The following is a 13,564-nucleotide window of genomic DNA, read 5'->3' on the forward strand; positions in this document are numbered from 1 at the left end:
CGTGTCATCAAAACCGTCGCATGTACCGAATAAGGTATAGGCCTGTTCTATGGGTACCTCTTCCTCCGCCGAGCTGAAAGCTTTCGACGCCGCCGCGCGTGCCGGCAGCATGTCCGCCGCGGCGCGGCTGCTGGGCGTCAGCCAGCCGACCATTTCGGCGCACGTGGCCAGCCTGGAGCAGCGCTTCGGCGTGGAGCTGTTCCACCGGCGCGGCCGTGGGGTCGTGCTGACCGAGCTGGGGGCGCTGCTGCATGAAGCCACCCACCGGATCACGCGGGCCGAGGAGCAGGCCGAGCAACTGCTGCTCAGTGCCCGCAGCCAGTACCAGGGGCACCTGCGCATCGGCGCCATCGGGCCGTACAACGTGACACCGGTGATCCGGCGTTTCCGGGCGGCCTACCCCCGGGTGCAGGTGAGCGTCAGCATGGGCGACTCGCGCGCCGTCGTGCAAGGCGTGCGAGACCAGCAGCAGGATGTCGGCGTGCTGCTGCATGCCGTGGACGACGCACACGTGCATTGCCTGCCGTACCGACGCCAGCCTCTGGTGGTGCTGGCGCCCCGCACGCATCCCATCGCGTCGCGCGAGCAGGTCGCGCTGACCGATCTCGAAGGCTTGGAGTTCGTGTTGCGCGAACATGGCTCGGGCACGCGCGCGGTGTTCGAGACCGGTCTGGCCGCGGCCGGTGTGAAAGTGCGCTGCTCGCTGGTGATGGGCAGCCGCGAGGGCGTGAAGGAGGCGGTGGCGCAAGGCCTCGGGCTCGGCGTCGTGGCGTCGACCGCACATGCGCCGGACGAGCGGGTCGTGGCCATACCGGTGCGCGAGGATCTCGCCACCCACGTCCATGTGATCTGCCTGCGCGAGCGGCTGCAGGCCTCGCTGATCGCGCGCTTCCTGCAGGCGGTGCAGGCCGAGCGCGAGGGGCTCAGTTGCGCAGCATCACCAGCTTCGACAGACCGAGCAAATTCACCGGGCGCACCGACTGCACCTCCCAGTCGTAAGCCAGCACGTGGTCCTCGAAGCTGAAGTCGGAGCGAAATCCGACGCGGTCGGCGATCGATGTGACGCAGCGCTCCAGCCACCACCAGAAGCGGCTGCCGCTGAAGTGATTGAGGATCAGGATCGCGCCGCCCGGCCGGCACACCCGGCGCAACTCGGCGACGAGCTGTGCCGGGTGCGGCGTAACCGACAGCACGTACGGCAGCACCACGCAGTCGAAGCTGTTGTCGGCGAACCCCATTTGTTCCGCGTCCATCGCATGGAGCGCTATCTTGCGCCCGGGCAGTCGCGCGGCGCGTTGTTGCGCCCGGGCCAACATCTCTTGCGATACGTCGATCCCGGTGACGCGGGCCGACGCGGGGTAGCGTGCCAGCGTCAGGCCGGTGCCGACGCCGACTTCGAGGATGCGGTGAGGCTGCAATTCGCAGACGGCCCGTGTGAGACGGCGTCGGCCGGGCTCCAGAACGGCGCCGAAGATCCAGTCGTACCAGGGGGCGTAGCGGCCGTAGGTGCGCCGGACACTGTCCAACGTGACCTGTGTCGGCGAGTGCGAGGGGCGCGCAGACGGCAGGTTGCGAGTGGCGAGGTTCGCTCGGTGAGCCATGCGGAAACGTCCTTGTCGGTGAGCGGGTGGGCTGGTCGGCCCGAAGCGAGGGCCGTCCAGCCTCTTCAGCAACCGACGTTCCCTGGCCGTTGAGGCGTTACGGCCCGCAGCCGCTGTCAGGACGCCGGCCCGAACCGTTCGAGGTAGAGCGCGGCCACCCACTCGACGAACGCCTTGACCCGCGGCGACAACTGGCGGTGGTAGGGGTACATCACCGACAGCGGCAGGTCGGGACAGGGCCAGTCGGCCAGCACCTGCACCAGGCGGCCGGCCTGGAGGTGATCTTCGATCCGGAAACGGGGCACCTGCACCAGGCCGCACCCCTGCAAGGCTGCGGTCGTGTAGCACTCGGCGTCGTTGACCGAGATCCAGCCGCCGACCTTGTACTCGACGATGTTTCCGTCCTGCAAGAAGGTGAACGGGTACTGGATGTCCTGCTGGCTCGAAAAGAAGCCGACCGCCTGGTGCGCGGTCAGCTCGTCCGGGTGCTGTGGCGTGCCGAATTCCTTCAGGTAGGCGGGGCTGGCACAGACGATCTCCGGCATCGAGGCGAGCCTGCGCATCACCAGGGACGAGTCGCGCGGGCGGCCGGCGCGCACGACGCAGTCCACGCCTTCGCGCACCAGATCGACCAGCCGGTCGCCGCTGCTGACCTTGAGCTCGATGCGCGGGTAGCGGCGGCGGAACTCGGGGATGCGGGGCAGGATGATGCGCACGGCATGCGTGCCGTGCAAGTCGAGCCGCAGCGTGCCGTGGGGATCGGCCTTGGCGGTGCTCAGCGAGGACTCGGCATCCTCCAGGTCGGCGAGGATGCGCGTGCAGCGTTCGTAGAAGGCCTGGCCGTCCAGCGTCGGCTTCACCTGCCGGGTCGTGCGCTCCAGCAGGCGCGCGCCGAGGCGGTCCTCCAGTTCCTTGATCGACTTCGTCGCCGTCGCGCGAGGGACGTCGAGTGCGACAGCGGCCTTGATGAAGCTGCCGAGCTCGACGATGCGAGTGAAGAGCCGCAGGGTGTCCAGTCGGTCCATATGAACGGTGAGAGTGCAAACCCCGGATTGTTGACCGGCGGTGGATTGTTCTGTTCATTCTTGCCCATTTATTGGGCAGGCGCGACTGCACAGAATCTCCTCCATCCGTTCGGCGCTTGCCGCATCACCCGAGGAGTTCGCGATGACCATCTCCCCCCCGCTCGCAACCGCTGCCGGCCCCGACCGAAGCACCGCCCGGCTGGCGTTTCCGGCCTTGCGCCGCTTCTACGAGTGGGGCGAGCCGGTCGGCTACGCCATGCTGCGGGCCTGCTTCGGCATCGTGATGCTCAGTCATGGCGTGCCCAAGCTGCTGCGCACGTCGCATGGCTCGATGGCCGACCCGATGGCGGCCTCGACGGCCCTGATCGCGAACGTGCTGAAACTGCCGGCGCCCGAGGTGTTCGCGATGTTCGTCGCCCTGCTGGAAGGCCTCGGCGGCGCGCTGCTCGCGCTGGGGCTGGGGACACGCGTCATTGCGCCGATGATCGCCGTGCAAATGCTCGTCATCTGCTATCTCCTCGGCCCGACCTGGGTCTGGATCGACCGTGGCATCGAGTTCCCGGTGCTGATGCTGTTCCTCGCGGTCTTCGTGTCGTTCAAGGGCTCGGGCCGCTATTCGGCCGACCGGCTGATCGGTGTCGAAGTCTGAGTGCGGCCCCCGCGCGTTTTAGATCGAAAAGGAGTTCCAGCCATGACGACGTTCCGATTGAACGGACAGGCCACGACACTCGATGCGCCTGCCGACATGCCCTTGCTGTGGGCGCTGCGCGACCTCGCGGGCCTGACGGGCACCAAGTTCGGCTGCGGCATGGCCCTGTGCGGTGCCTGCACCGTGCATCTCGACGGCGAGCCGGTGCGCTCGTGCCAGACCCCCCTGTCGAGCGTCGAAGGCCGCCGCGTGACGACGATCGAGGGCATCGGCATGACGCCGGTCGGGCAGAAGGTGCAAGCCGCGTGGATCGAGCACGACGTGCCGCAGTGCGGCTACTGCCAGTCCGGCCAGATCATGTCGGCGGTGGCCTTGTTGCACGGCACCCCGAAGCCGAGCGAGGCCGAGATCCACGCCGCGATGGCCGGCAATGTGTGCCGTTGCGGCACCTACCACCGCATCAAGGCCGCGATTCGTTCGGCTGCGGGCAGCGACGCATAGGGAGCCACCGATGAACGGCAACACAGGTTCCCCGGTGTCGCGGCGCGACTTCCTGCGTGCTGGCGCCGCACTGGGCGGCGGCCTGATGGTCGGCTACGGGATTCCGGCTTCCGCATGGGCAGGGCAGGCTGCGCACTATCAGCAGGGCCTGGCCGCAGACGAATTCGCGCCCACGGCCTACGTGCGCATCGCAAGAGACGGCACGGTGACGGTGCGTTGCGGCAAGGCAGAGATGGGGCAGGGCGTGCTCACTGGCTTCGCGCAGATCGTCGCCGACGAACTCGATGCCGACTGGCAGCGCGTGCGCGTCGAGCAAGCCCCTGTGCATCTCGACTACGCCAACCCGAACGCGCAAATGATGAACACCGGCGGGTCGACGTCGATCCGCGCCAACTGGATGCGACTGCGGTTGTCCGGCGCGACGGCCCGGGCCATGCTGGTCGAAGCCGCGGCCCGTGCGTGGCAGGTCGATGTTTCTCTGGTGCAGGCGCGTGCCGGCGAACTGACCGCACCGGGCGGTCACCGAGCCGGCTATGGCGAGATGGCCGAGGCGGCAGCGGCGTTGCAGCCGCCTCCGGAGCCGAAGCTGAAGACGCGCGACCGCTACACGCTGATCGGGCGTCCGGTGCCGCGCGTCGACACGGCCGCAAAAGTCGACGGCACGGCGAGATTCGGGCTGGACGTGACGCTGCCCGGATTGAAAACCGCGGTGATCGCCTTTCCGCCCAACCTGGGCGGCCGGCTGGTGCGCTTCGATGCGCAGGCCGCCCTGGCCGTCCCCGGCGTGCGGCAGGTGCTGCCCGTCACCGCGGGCGTTGCGGTGGTGGCGGATCACACCTGGGCCGCGCTCGAAGGGCGTCGGCGGCTCGAGGTGGAGTGGGCCGACGGGCCGCTGGCCGACCTGACGGCCCAGGCGCTGCAGGCGAGCTACGCCGAAGCGCTCGACCGTCCCGGCCTGCTGGACCACGAGCATGGCGTGCCCCCCGAAGGCAGCGGTGTGCGGATCATCGCGCGCGAGTTCGAGCAGCCGTTTCTCGCGCATGCGTGCATGGAGCCCTTGAACTGCACCGTGCAACTGGACGCCGGCCATGCGCAGGTGTGGGTCGGCACGCAGAACCCGTCCACGGTGCAGCGCACGGTTGCGCAGATCGCCGGTTTGCCGCCTGGCCGGGTCGAGGTGCACACCACCTTCCTCGGCGGTGGGTTCGGTCGGCGCGGCACGCTCGACTTCGTCGCGCCGGCCGCGGAAATCGCCAAGGCGGCCGGCGTGCCGGTGAAGCTGGTCTACACGCGCGAAGACGACATGAAGGCGGCCCACTACCGCCCCTACAACCGCATCCGTGTGCGCGCCGTCCTGGACCGCGACCAGAAGCTGGTGAGCTTCACCGCGCGCACGGCCGTGCCCGCCATCTCGAAGTGGACCGGATTCGGTTTCCTGCGCAAGGCCAACGGTGTGGACAACTACGCCACCGAATGTCTGCAGCCTGCCTATGCGATCCCGCATGTGCGGGTGGAGTGGGTGGAACACGACACGGGCGTGCCGATCTGGTTCTGGCGCACGCCGGGTGGTTCGCAGAACTGCCTGCCGGTCGAGACGGTCATCGACGAAGCGGCCCAGCTGGCAGGGCAGGACCCGTACGCGTTCCGCCGCGCCATGCTGGCGGACCGGCCCCGGCACCGCCGGGTGCTCGAGCTGGCGGCCGAGCAGGCTGGCTGGGGGCAGGCGCTGCCGCCCGGCACTGCGCTGGGCATCGCGATGGTCGAGATCTTCGGCTCGATCGTGGCCGAAGTGGCACGGGTGCGCCTGGCCGAAGGTCGCCCGGTGGTGGAGCGGGTGACCTGCGCCGTCGACTGCGGCACCGCGATCAATCCACAGCAGGTGGTTGCCCAGATGGAAAGCTCCATCCTCTACGGCCTGTCGGCCTTGCTGTATGGCGAGGTGGTGATCGACCGCGGGGTGCCCCAGTCATCGAACTTTCACGACTACCCTGTGCTGCGGATGACCGAGGCGCCTCGCATCGACGTGCACATCGTCCCTGGCGACGGGCCGCCGGGCGGCATCGGCGAACCGGCCCTGCCGCCGCTGCTTCCGGCCGTCACCAATGCCTTGTTCCAGCTCACCGGCGAGCGTGTGACGCGGCTGCCGCTGTCGGCCTCGCGGGTTCGATCTCCAGGTGCGTGACGTTGCGACGACGCCGCATCGAGGCGGTGTCGCCCTCGGCAGTGCGAGAAATCGTGCACCCCTGGCACGTTCGTTACGTAACAGCACTACAACGACGTCACGCAGAGCCGATACAAGGGCAGGAGCACCGCGGCGCCTCGGCCGCGCGTGCCCGTCGACGAAAGGTCCTGTCCATGTCCGAGCCCCTGCATGCCGAAACTGCCGCGTTGGCCCGCGTGCGCGCCCTGAGCCGCCAGCCCTGGAGCGACGAGCATGTCGGCGAACTCGACTCGCGCCTGCTGCAGGTGCGCGGCATCCTGAACGTGCTGCTGTTCCAGTACGGCCAGCTCGACGGCAGCCGCGAGGAGTGGCGCAGCGGCATGGCGCTGGTGCTGCTGCGCGTGCGCACGCTGCTGGAAGAATGCTGCGCGCTGCTCGACGTGCCGGAAGCGCCGGCGACCGGCCTGGCATCGAGGCTGCAGGAGGCGCGTGCGGTGGTCGGCATGATCGAGGAGTGTTTCTTCAAGTTCGAAGGCAGCCACGACATGGAGCCGTTCGATGCCGAAACCACTTATGGCACGCTGAGTGCTTGCCATCAGCTCGTGGCGGAGGCCTTTCTGATCATCCGCGCCCCGGTGTCCGCCGTGCAGCACTGACCGCTCGCTGCAGCGGCGTCCCGCCCTCCGCGGGACATTCACCCAGGCAACACTTCGCATCAGTGTTTCCCTTCGCGTCGCGCTACCGTCCCTGCGGTGGCGCTGCCGCTGCTGCGCCTCCCACACGGCATTGCACTGCATGCCAGGCCACGGGAGTCTCGATGAACCGAGCGTTGAAAGAGATCGCGAAAGCCATGCTGCCGGCGTCGGTGGTGGCCGAGTGGCAGGTGCGGCGGGCCCTGCGTGGAGCCCCTGACGCGGAACTGCAATTGCTGCCGGCGCTGGCTCGCGGCGGCGTGTTTCTCGACGTCGGCGCCAACATGGGCAGTTGGTGCGGCCAGGCGGCGCGGGCGTTTGCCGAGGTGCACGCGTTCGAGCCGATCGCCTCGCTCGCAGCAGCGCTGCGGCGGGCAGCGCCGCCGAACGTGGTGGTGCACGAGCTGGCGCTGTCCGACCGCGAGGGCCATGGACGGTTTGCGGTGCCCATCTACGGCGGCCGCGCCGTCACCACGCGTGCCTCGCTGGAGCGCGGCGCGAACATCGGCGTCGACGGTGAAGCCGTGCACGAGGTGCGGCTGGCGCGCCTGGACAGCCTGGCGCTGCTGGACGTCGACGTCGTCAAGATCGACGTCGAAGGGCACGAGGCGGCGGTGATCGCCGGCGCGCGCGAGACCCTGGCGCGCGAGCGGCCGACGCTGATCGTCGAGATCGAGGAGCGCCACCACGCGGGCCGGTCGGAAGACATCATCGGCAGTCTCGTGTCGCAGGGCTACTTCTGCTGCTACCTGCGCGACGCACGCATCGAGAACTACCGCACCGGCTCGATCGGCGAGCTGCAGCCACCCGACAGGCGGCCGGTGCCCGGCCGGTCTGCCGGGCACTACGTCAACAACTTCATCTTCGTGCCGGTCGAACGCGGGCACGAGATCGAGGCCATGGAGCGCTTCATCGCGCGGCGACCACACTGACCGGCCGCAGTGTCCGCGCCACCGGCAGTTCGCGCACGCGCTGCCCTGTGGCGGCGAACAGCGCATTGCACAGAGCGGGTGCCACCGGCGGCACCCCCGGCTCGCCCAGCCCACCCCACGGGGCATCGCTGGCGAGGAAGTGCACCTCGATCACGGGCGTGCGTGCCATCGTCATCAGCGGGTAGTCCTGGAAGCCACGCTGCACGACCGCCCCGCCATCGAGCGTGATCTGTTCGGCCAGCGCGGCGCTCAGGCCCATCAGCACGGCGCCTTCGACCTGCTGCGCTGCGGTGTCGGGGTGGCAGAGGCCGCCGCAGTCGATCACCGCCACCACGCGGTGTACACGAGTCGTGCCGTCTGCGTCGACCGACGCCTCGATGACATGTGCCGCGATCGAGCCAAAGGACTCCACCAGCGCGATGCCGCGCCCGCGGCCAGGCGGCAGTGCACCGCCCCAGCCGGCCCGCTCGGCGGCCGTCTCGAGCACACGGCGGTGGCGCGAGCCGGTGGGCAGCAGGTCACGCCGGTACTCGTAGGGGTCGCGCCCGGCGGCGTGGGCCAGTTCGTCGATGAAAGACTCGGTGTAGAAGCCGTGCTGCGTGTGGTTGACGCTGCGCCATGAGCCGCGCCGCACGTGGCCCGGCGCCTCGACCGCGTGGACGGCCTGGTGAGGGATCCCGTACGGCAGGTGGTAGCCCTCGGACGGCGATGTCACGCCTTCGACGAAGCGCTGCCACCAGGCCTGCGGCTTGCCGTCGGCGCTCAGCGTCGCGCGCATCAGCGTCGACGTGGCGGGCCGATAGCTGCCCTGGGCGAAGTCTTCCTCGCGGCTCCAGATCAGCTTGACCGGGTGCGGCGACATCTCCATCGCCGCGCGGACCACCTGGACGAGATGGTGCGAACTCTTCGGCAAGCGGCGCCCGTAGGAGCCGCCGATCGGAAACGGCACGAACTCGACCATGGCCGCGGGCAAGCCCGAAAGCTTCGCCAGCTCGGCACGGGTGGACAGGGCGTCCTGCTCGCCGGCCCACACCGTGAGCCGGCCGTCCTTGAACTGGCCGGTGGCGTTGATCGGCTCCATGGCCGCGTGGTGGAGCATCGGCACCCGGTAGCGGCGTTCGATGACCCGTTCGCGCGGGGTCTCCCACAACAGGTCTTCGGCGTCGCCGATGGCGACCAGCGATCGGCTCGGCCCCTCGGCGAGTGCGCGCTGCTGCCACTCGAACAGTCGCTCGTGCGTGACGCCGCCGTGGCCGCCGTCGGTGAACGCGGGCTGCAGCGCCGCCAGCCCCAGCCGGGCCGACGGGTAGTCGCGCGCCACGACGAGCACCGCATCGTCGAGCGGAATCACGCGCTCTACGCCGGGCTGTGCCAGTGCTGCGGCAGGGTTGACCGACGCCAATCTGCCGCCGTGCACCGGCGCGGCCCGGACGGTGGCGTAGCGCATGCCTGGCAGACGCACGTCGATGCCGTAGCGGGTGCGGCCGGTGGTCTTGTCGGGGATGTCCAGCCGTGGCACGGCCCGTCCGATCAGGCGGAATTCGGCGGCGTTCTTCAAGCGCGGGCTGGCCGGCACGTTCAGCTCGCTGGCGGCGGCGGCCAGCTCGCCGTAGCGCGCGCTGCGGCCGCTGGTGGCATGGCTCACGACACCGCTTGCGGCTTGCAGCTCGCGCACCGGCACCTTCCATTCGCGCGCAGCCGCCTGCAGCAGCATGCTGCGCGCCGCAGCGCCGACGACGCGCATGCCGACCTGCCCGGTGAAGCGCACCGCGGTCGAGCCGCCGGTGATCTGCAGGTTGACGATGCGCGCGGCCAGGCCAAAGCCTGTGTCGACGACGCCGTCGGTGAAGGCCGGCAGCCGGCGGTTGCGCAACACCCAGCCTTCAGCGAGAAAGCGGTTGGCGAACGCCTTGTCCGCGGGCGCCCGTTCGGTGCGGACATGATCCCAATCGGCATCCAGCTCGTCGGCGAGCATCATCGCGAGCGCCGTGTGCGTGCCCTGACCCATGTCGCAGTGCGGCACCAGCACGGTGACACTGTCGTCGGTGCCGATCTTGACCCAGCCGGCCAGCACGCTCTGGCCCGGCCCCGCGGCGGCACGGGCTTCGGCGGCGGTGTAGTGCGTCCAGGCCTGGTAGCCCAGCGCCAGGCCGCCGGCCCCGGCGGCGGAGCTGAGCAGGAAGGATCTGCGGTTCATGCCGTACTCCTCACGCGCTGCGCGCGGCGTCGTGGATCGCGCGGCGCACGCGCGGGTAGGTGCCGCAGCGGCACAGGTTGGTCATGGCCTCGTCGATCTCGGCGTCACTCGGCTGCGGCGACCTGCGCAGCAGCGCGGCGGCCGCCATCAACATGCCCGACTGGCAATAGCCGCACTGCGGCACTTGCGCTGCGATCCAGGCCTTCTGCAACGGGTGCAGTTCACCGTCCGGCACACCCTCGCTGGCCGCCAGGCCCTCGATCGTGACGATGCGGTGCCCGCTGGCCCGAGCCGCCGGCAGCGTGCACGAGCGCACCGCCTGACCGTCCAGATGCACGGTACAGGCGCCGCATGCACCGACGCCGCAGCCGAACTTCACGCCGGTGAAACCGAGGTCTTCGCGCAGCACCCACAACAGCGGTGCCTGCGGGTCGGACTCGCTGGCATGGAGACGACCGTTGACGTGCAGCTCGATCATGGGGGGCTCCTCGCTCGTACTCGTTGGCACCTTGGCCGGACAGGTGGACAATGCGCCGTTCGGCGCCGATTCTGGGAAGCGGGATTTAAGAAGTCTTTAATGGCCGCTCCGCACACTACGCGGCGTAGCGATGACGAGGTGAGCCATGCAACTGTTGCTGGTGGAAGACGACGAGATGTTGGGCGAGGCGGTACGCAACCGCCTGCAGAAAGCCGACTGGCGGGTCGACTGGGCCAAGGACGCGCCGGGCGCCCGCCTGGCGCTGACCGACCACGGCTATGACGCCGTGCTGCTCGATATCGGCCTGCCCGGCGGCTCGGGCCTGGGCGTGCTGCAGCACATGCGCTCGCGCTACGACCCCACGCCGGTGCTGATCGTCACGGCGCGCGACCAACTGAGCGAGCGCATCCAGGGCCTCGATGCCGGGGCCGACGACTACATCGTCAAGCCGTTCCAGCTCGACGAACTCGGTGCGCGCATCCGCGCCGTGGTGCGACGCAGCCAGGGGCGCGTCTCGCCGCTGATCACCTATCGCGACATCACGGTCGACCCGGCACGCCGCGCGGTCAGCCGCGAGGGCGAACGCGTGTCGCTGAGCGTGCATGAATACCGCACGCTGCTCGCGCTGATGGAAAAGCGCGGCTGGGTCGTCACGCGCGACCAGCTCGAGGACGCCGTCTACGGCGGCAGCAGCAGCATCGAAAGCAACACCATTGCCGTCTACGTGCACCAGTTGCGCCGCAAGCTCGGCGACGACCTGATCGTCACCGTGCACGGCTTCGGCTACCGCATCGGCGAGGAACGGGCGTGAAGAAGAGCCCTTGCGTCAAGTTCCACTCGCTGCGGGTGCGGCTGCTGGTGGTCGTGCTGTCCACGCTGCTGGTGTTCTGGGTCGTCTGGATCGGCTGCCAGGTGGTCACGATGAGCCGGCACCAGACCGGGCAGTGGGACAGCATGCTGCGCGACATCGGCACGCAGATCGTGCTGTCGATGCCGACCGAACTGGGACGCCTGAGCACCAGCGAACGCTTCTCACTGCCGGTCAACCAAAGCTACAAGGGCGACAAGATCAGTTTCCAGGCGTGGCTGCACGGCAAGCGGCTGGCGTTCACTTCGCCTGGTGCGCCGGACACGCCGCTGAAGCCGGACTTCGCCGACGGCTTTGCCGAGACCACTGTCGACGGCGAGCGCTGGCGCGTCTATGCGGTGTCGGACGCCACCGGGGCCTTGCAGGTGCAGGTCGGCAAGCCGAAAACCGTGCTGATGGCCGACCTGGAGCGCTGGTCGACCCTGAGCCTCACCACCGCGGTGCTGGTGCTGCTGCTGCTGAAAGCCTCGATCTGGGGCGTGGTGCACTGGTCCTTCAAGCCCGTGACGGCGGTCCAGCGTGCGCTGCGCACCCGCAGTCCGCTCGATTTCCACCCGTTGCCGACAGAACGGCTGCCCAACGAGGTGCGGCCGCTGGTGGCGTCGTTCAACACCCTGCTGAGCCAGCTCGACACGGCGATGCAGACGGAGAAGCGCTTCATTGCCGATGCCGCTCATGAACTGCGTACGCCACTGGCCGCGCTGCTGGCACATGCGCAGCTTGCGGCCGAGGCCGACGATCCCCAGGAGGCCAAGGCCGCGCTGCGGCGACTCACGGCCGGCGTCGAGCGCAGCGCGCGGCTGTCCGAGCAGTTGCTCGATCTCGCGCGCGTCGACGTCTCCAAGCCCGGCCAGAGCGAGACGGTGCCGCTGTACGAAACGGTCGAGATGGTGGTGCGCGACTTCGAGATGGTGGCGGTGCAGAAGAAGCAGCGCATCGTGCTCGACCTCGAGCCGTGCACCGTGGCCGGACATGTCGACGCGATCGGCATCCTGGTGCGCAACCTGGTCGACAACGCGCTGCGCTACACGCCTGCGAGCGGCCGTTGTGTCGTCTCGTGCCGTACCGAAGCGGTCGACGGCCGCGACGTGGTGCGCCTGAAGGTCGCCGACAACGGTCCTGGTGTGCCGGTCGACGAGCGCGAGCGCATCTTCGACCGCTTCTACCGCGTGCCTGGCACCGGCGAGCGCGGCAGCGGCATCGGCCTGTCGCTGGTGGCGCGCATCGCGCAGATGCACGGTGCGCGCATCTGCGTCGGCGAAGGCATCGACGGCCGTGGCTTCGGCATCTGGCTCGACTTCGAGCCGGCGCCGCAGGCACCGGTGCGGCCGGCCCCTCGCGAACCGCAACCGCCGCTGGCGCCCGGGCGTGCGCCGCAGGCCGCCTGAGCACGGATGCACGGCGTCGACCTGGAGGTGTTGGCAAGCTGCGTGCAGTGGCGCGCGCAAGGCCACCGGGTGCTGCTGGTCACGGTGGTCAAGACTTGGGGCTCGTCGCCGCGGCCCGCGGGCGCGATGCTGGCCCTGCGCGACGATGGCCTCGCCGTGGGCTCCGTGTCGGGAGGGTGCATCGAAGATGACCTGATGGCCCGAGTCGGTGCGCAGGGCATCGCTGCACAACGGCCCGAGCAGGTGACCTACGGCGTCTCGGCCGACGAGGCGCGGCGATTCGGTCTTCCGTGCGGCGGCGCTTTGCAACTGGTGTGCGAGCCGGTGGGCGAGCACAGTGGCGTCGAGGCCCTGTTGCAGGCCGTGCAGCAGCGACGGTTGGTGGCACGCAGGCTGGTGCTCGCCACCGGCGAGGCGGCATTGGAGCCTGCGGCTCGCGACGAGGCCTTGCACTTCGACGGCGAGACGCTGCGCACCGTTCACGGTCCGCGCTGGCGCCTCATCGTCATCGGTGCGGGGCAGTTGTCGAAGTTCCTGTGCCGCATTGCGCTGGGGCTCGACTTCGAGGTGATCGTCTGCGACCCGCGCTCGGAGTACCGCGACACCTGGGATGTCGACGGTGTCGCGCTGACGCGGTCGATGCCCGACGACGTCGTGACCGAGATGCGACCCGACGAGCGCACCGCGGTGGTGGCTTTGACGCACGACCCCAAGCTCGACGACCTGGCACTGATGGAGGCGCTGCGGTCGCGAGCCTTCTATGTGGGAGCGCTGGGATCACGGCGCAACAACGATGCGCGCCGGGCCCGGCTGATGGAGCATTTCGGCCTGTCGGCCGCTGAGGTGGGGCGCTTGCATGGGCCGGTCGGGCTCGACATTGCGAGCCGGACGCCGCCTGAGATCGCGGTGTCGATTGCGGCGCAGGTGGTGGCCGTCAAGAACGGGCGCTGAGGGGGCCGGCTTGGCTTGCTGCCGGGGCGGACTCCCGGCGCGGCAGCGCAATGGAGCACAGCACGCCCGTCAGCGCACCAAGCCAAGCCAGCCACGTCATACCGGTTCACAGAACTTTACC

At 69.4% G+C, this 13,564-nt stretch carries 13 protein-coding genes; 9 read left to right on the forward strand and 4 right to left on the reverse strand.

Going from position 1 to position 13,564, the window contains the following annotated elements; translation table 11 throughout:
- Nucleotides 1-49: 49 nt before the first annotated feature.
- Nucleotides 50-1,024 (forward strand): LysR substrate-binding domain-containing protein, encoded by a 975-nt coding sequence (locus M8A51_RS04740; protein WP_251776967.1) that lies wholly within the window; start codon nucleotides 50-52, stop codon nucleotides 1,022-1,024.
- Here M8A51_RS04740 and M8A51_RS04745 read toward each other — a convergent pair.
- Both M8A51_RS04745 and M8A51_RS04750 read right to left on the reverse strand, forming a co-directional pair.
- A complete protein-coding gene (locus M8A51_RS04745) occupies nucleotides 924-1,601 on the reverse strand; it encodes a class I SAM-dependent methyltransferase (RefSeq protein WP_251776968.1) in 678 nt (225 codons plus the stop codon). The two genes, M8A51_RS04740 and M8A51_RS04745, sit on opposite strands and share 101 nt — an antisense overlap.
- A 116-nt stretch (nucleotides 1,602-1,717) precedes the next feature.
- The gene (locus M8A51_RS04750; RefSeq protein ID WP_251776969.1) at nucleotides 1,718-2,626 is read right to left on the reverse strand and encodes a LysR family transcriptional regulator; all 909 of its coding nucleotides are present in this window, start codon (nucleotides 2,624-2,626) and stop codon (nucleotides 1,718-1,720) included.
- A gap of 142 nt (nucleotides 2,627-2,768) precedes the next feature.
- Here M8A51_RS04750 and M8A51_RS04755 point away from each other — a divergent pair, with 142 nt between their 5' ends.
- The 5 genes from M8A51_RS04755 to M8A51_RS04775 all read left to right on the forward strand — a co-directional run bounded on the left by M8A51_RS04755 (nucleotide 2,769) and on the right by M8A51_RS04775 (nucleotide 7,561).
- Nucleotides 2,769-3,275, forward strand: coding sequence for a DoxX family protein (locus M8A51_RS04755; RefSeq protein WP_251776970.1), 507 nt, complete (start codon nucleotides 2,769-2,771; stop codon nucleotides 3,273-3,275).
- Between the two features lie 42 nt (nucleotides 3,276-3,317).
- Nucleotides 3,318-3,776, forward strand: a complete 459-nt coding sequence (locus M8A51_RS04760; RefSeq protein WP_251776971.1) for a (2Fe-2S)-binding protein — start codon at nucleotides 3,318-3,320, stop codon at nucleotides 3,774-3,776.
- Nucleotides 3,777-3,786: 10 nt separating this feature from the next.
- Nucleotides 3,787-5,958, forward strand: coding sequence for a xanthine dehydrogenase family protein molybdopterin-binding subunit (locus M8A51_RS04765; protein WP_251776972.1), 2,172 nt, complete (start codon nucleotides 3,787-3,789; stop codon nucleotides 5,956-5,958).
- Nucleotides 5,959-6,131: 173 nt separating this feature from the next.
- A complete protein-coding gene (locus M8A51_RS04770) occupies nucleotides 6,132-6,593 on the forward strand; it encodes a hypothetical protein (protein ID WP_251776973.1) in 462 nt (153 codons plus the stop codon).
- A gap of 161 nt (nucleotides 6,594-6,754) precedes the next feature.
- Nucleotides 6,755-7,561 (forward strand): FkbM family methyltransferase, encoded by an 807-nt coding sequence (locus M8A51_RS04775; protein ID WP_251776974.1) that lies wholly within the window; start codon nucleotides 6,755-6,757, stop codon nucleotides 7,559-7,561.
- On the opposite strand, the gene M8A51_RS04780 is transcribed toward M8A51_RS04775, so the two are convergent.
- Entirely contained in the window at nucleotides 7,539-9,758 is a 2,220-nt protein-coding gene (locus M8A51_RS04780) for a xanthine dehydrogenase family protein molybdopterin-binding subunit (protein ID WP_251776975.1), read from the reverse strand. The genes M8A51_RS04775 and M8A51_RS04780 overlap by 23 nt on opposite strands.
- A 10-nt stretch (nucleotides 9,759-9,768) precedes the next feature.
- Nucleotides 9,769-10,233 (reverse strand): (2Fe-2S)-binding protein, encoded by a 465-nt coding sequence (locus tag M8A51_RS04785; protein WP_368408522.1) that lies wholly within the window; start codon nucleotides 10,231-10,233, stop codon nucleotides 9,769-9,771.
- Between the two features lie 148 nt (nucleotides 10,234-10,381).
- Here M8A51_RS04785 and M8A51_RS04790 point away from each other — a divergent pair, with 148 nt between their 5' ends.
- From M8A51_RS04790 to M8A51_RS04800, 3 genes are read left to right on the forward strand one after another with little or no spacing between them, the layout of a single operon-like run.
- Nucleotides 10,382-11,047, forward strand: a complete 666-nt coding sequence (locus M8A51_RS04790; protein ID WP_251776977.1) for a response regulator transcription factor — start codon at nucleotides 10,382-10,384, stop codon at nucleotides 11,045-11,047.
- Nucleotides 11,044-12,492, forward strand: coding sequence for an ATP-binding protein (locus M8A51_RS26465; RefSeq protein ID WP_251776978.1), 1,449 nt, complete (start codon nucleotides 11,044-11,046; stop codon nucleotides 12,490-12,492). The genes M8A51_RS04790 and M8A51_RS26465 overlap by 4 nt, the downstream gene beginning before the upstream one ends.
- A gap of 6 nt (nucleotides 12,493-12,498) precedes the next feature.
- A complete protein-coding gene (locus M8A51_RS04800; RefSeq protein ID WP_251776979.1) occupies nucleotides 12,499-13,443 on the forward strand; it encodes an XdhC family protein in 945 nt (314 codons plus the stop codon).
- Nucleotides 13,444-13,564: the final 121 nt, after the last annotated feature.

It is taken from the genome of Caldimonas mangrovi (genome assembly GCF_023721835.1).
GTDB lineage: Bacteria > Pseudomonadota > Gammaproteobacteria > Burkholderiales > Burkholderiaceae_C > Caldimonas > Caldimonas mangrovi.

Coding starts and splice junctions, on each gene's coding strand:
- M8A51_RS04740 (WP_251776967.1), top strand. CDS start 50: ATGGGTACCTCTTCCTCCGCCGAGCTGAAAGCTTTCGACGCCGCCGCG.
- M8A51_RS04745 (WP_251776968.1), bottom strand. CDS start 1,601: ATGGCTCACCGAGCGAACCTCGCCACTCGCAACCTGCCGTCTGCGCGC.
- M8A51_RS04750 (WP_251776969.1), bottom strand. CDS start 2,626: ATGGACCGACTGGACACCCTGCGGCTCTTCACTCGCATCGTCGAGCTC.
- M8A51_RS04755 (WP_251776970.1), top strand. CDS start 2,769: ATGACCATCTCCCCCCCGCTCGCAACCGCTGCCGGCCCCGACCGAAGC.
- M8A51_RS04760 (WP_251776971.1), top strand. CDS start 3,318: ATGACGACGTTCCGATTGAACGGACAGGCCACGACACTCGATGCGCCT.
- M8A51_RS04765 (WP_251776972.1), top strand. CDS start 3,787: ATGAACGGCAACACAGGTTCCCCGGTGTCGCGGCGCGACTTCCTGCGT.
- M8A51_RS04770 (WP_251776973.1), top strand. CDS start 6,132: ATGTCCGAGCCCCTGCATGCCGAAACTGCCGCGTTGGCCCGCGTGCGC.
- M8A51_RS04775 (WP_251776974.1), top strand. CDS start 6,755: ATGAACCGAGCGTTGAAAGAGATCGCGAAAGCCATGCTGCCGGCGTCG.
- M8A51_RS04780 (WP_251776975.1), bottom strand. CDS start 9,758: ATGAACCGCAGATCCTTCCTGCTCAGCTCCGCCGCCGGGGCCGGCGGC.
- M8A51_RS04790 (WP_251776977.1), top strand. CDS start 10,382: ATGCAACTGTTGCTGGTGGAAGACGACGAGATGTTGGGCGAGGCGGTA.
- M8A51_RS04800 (WP_251776979.1), top strand. CDS start 12,499: ATGCACGGCGTCGACCTGGAGGTGTTGGCAAGCTGCGTGCAGTGGCGC.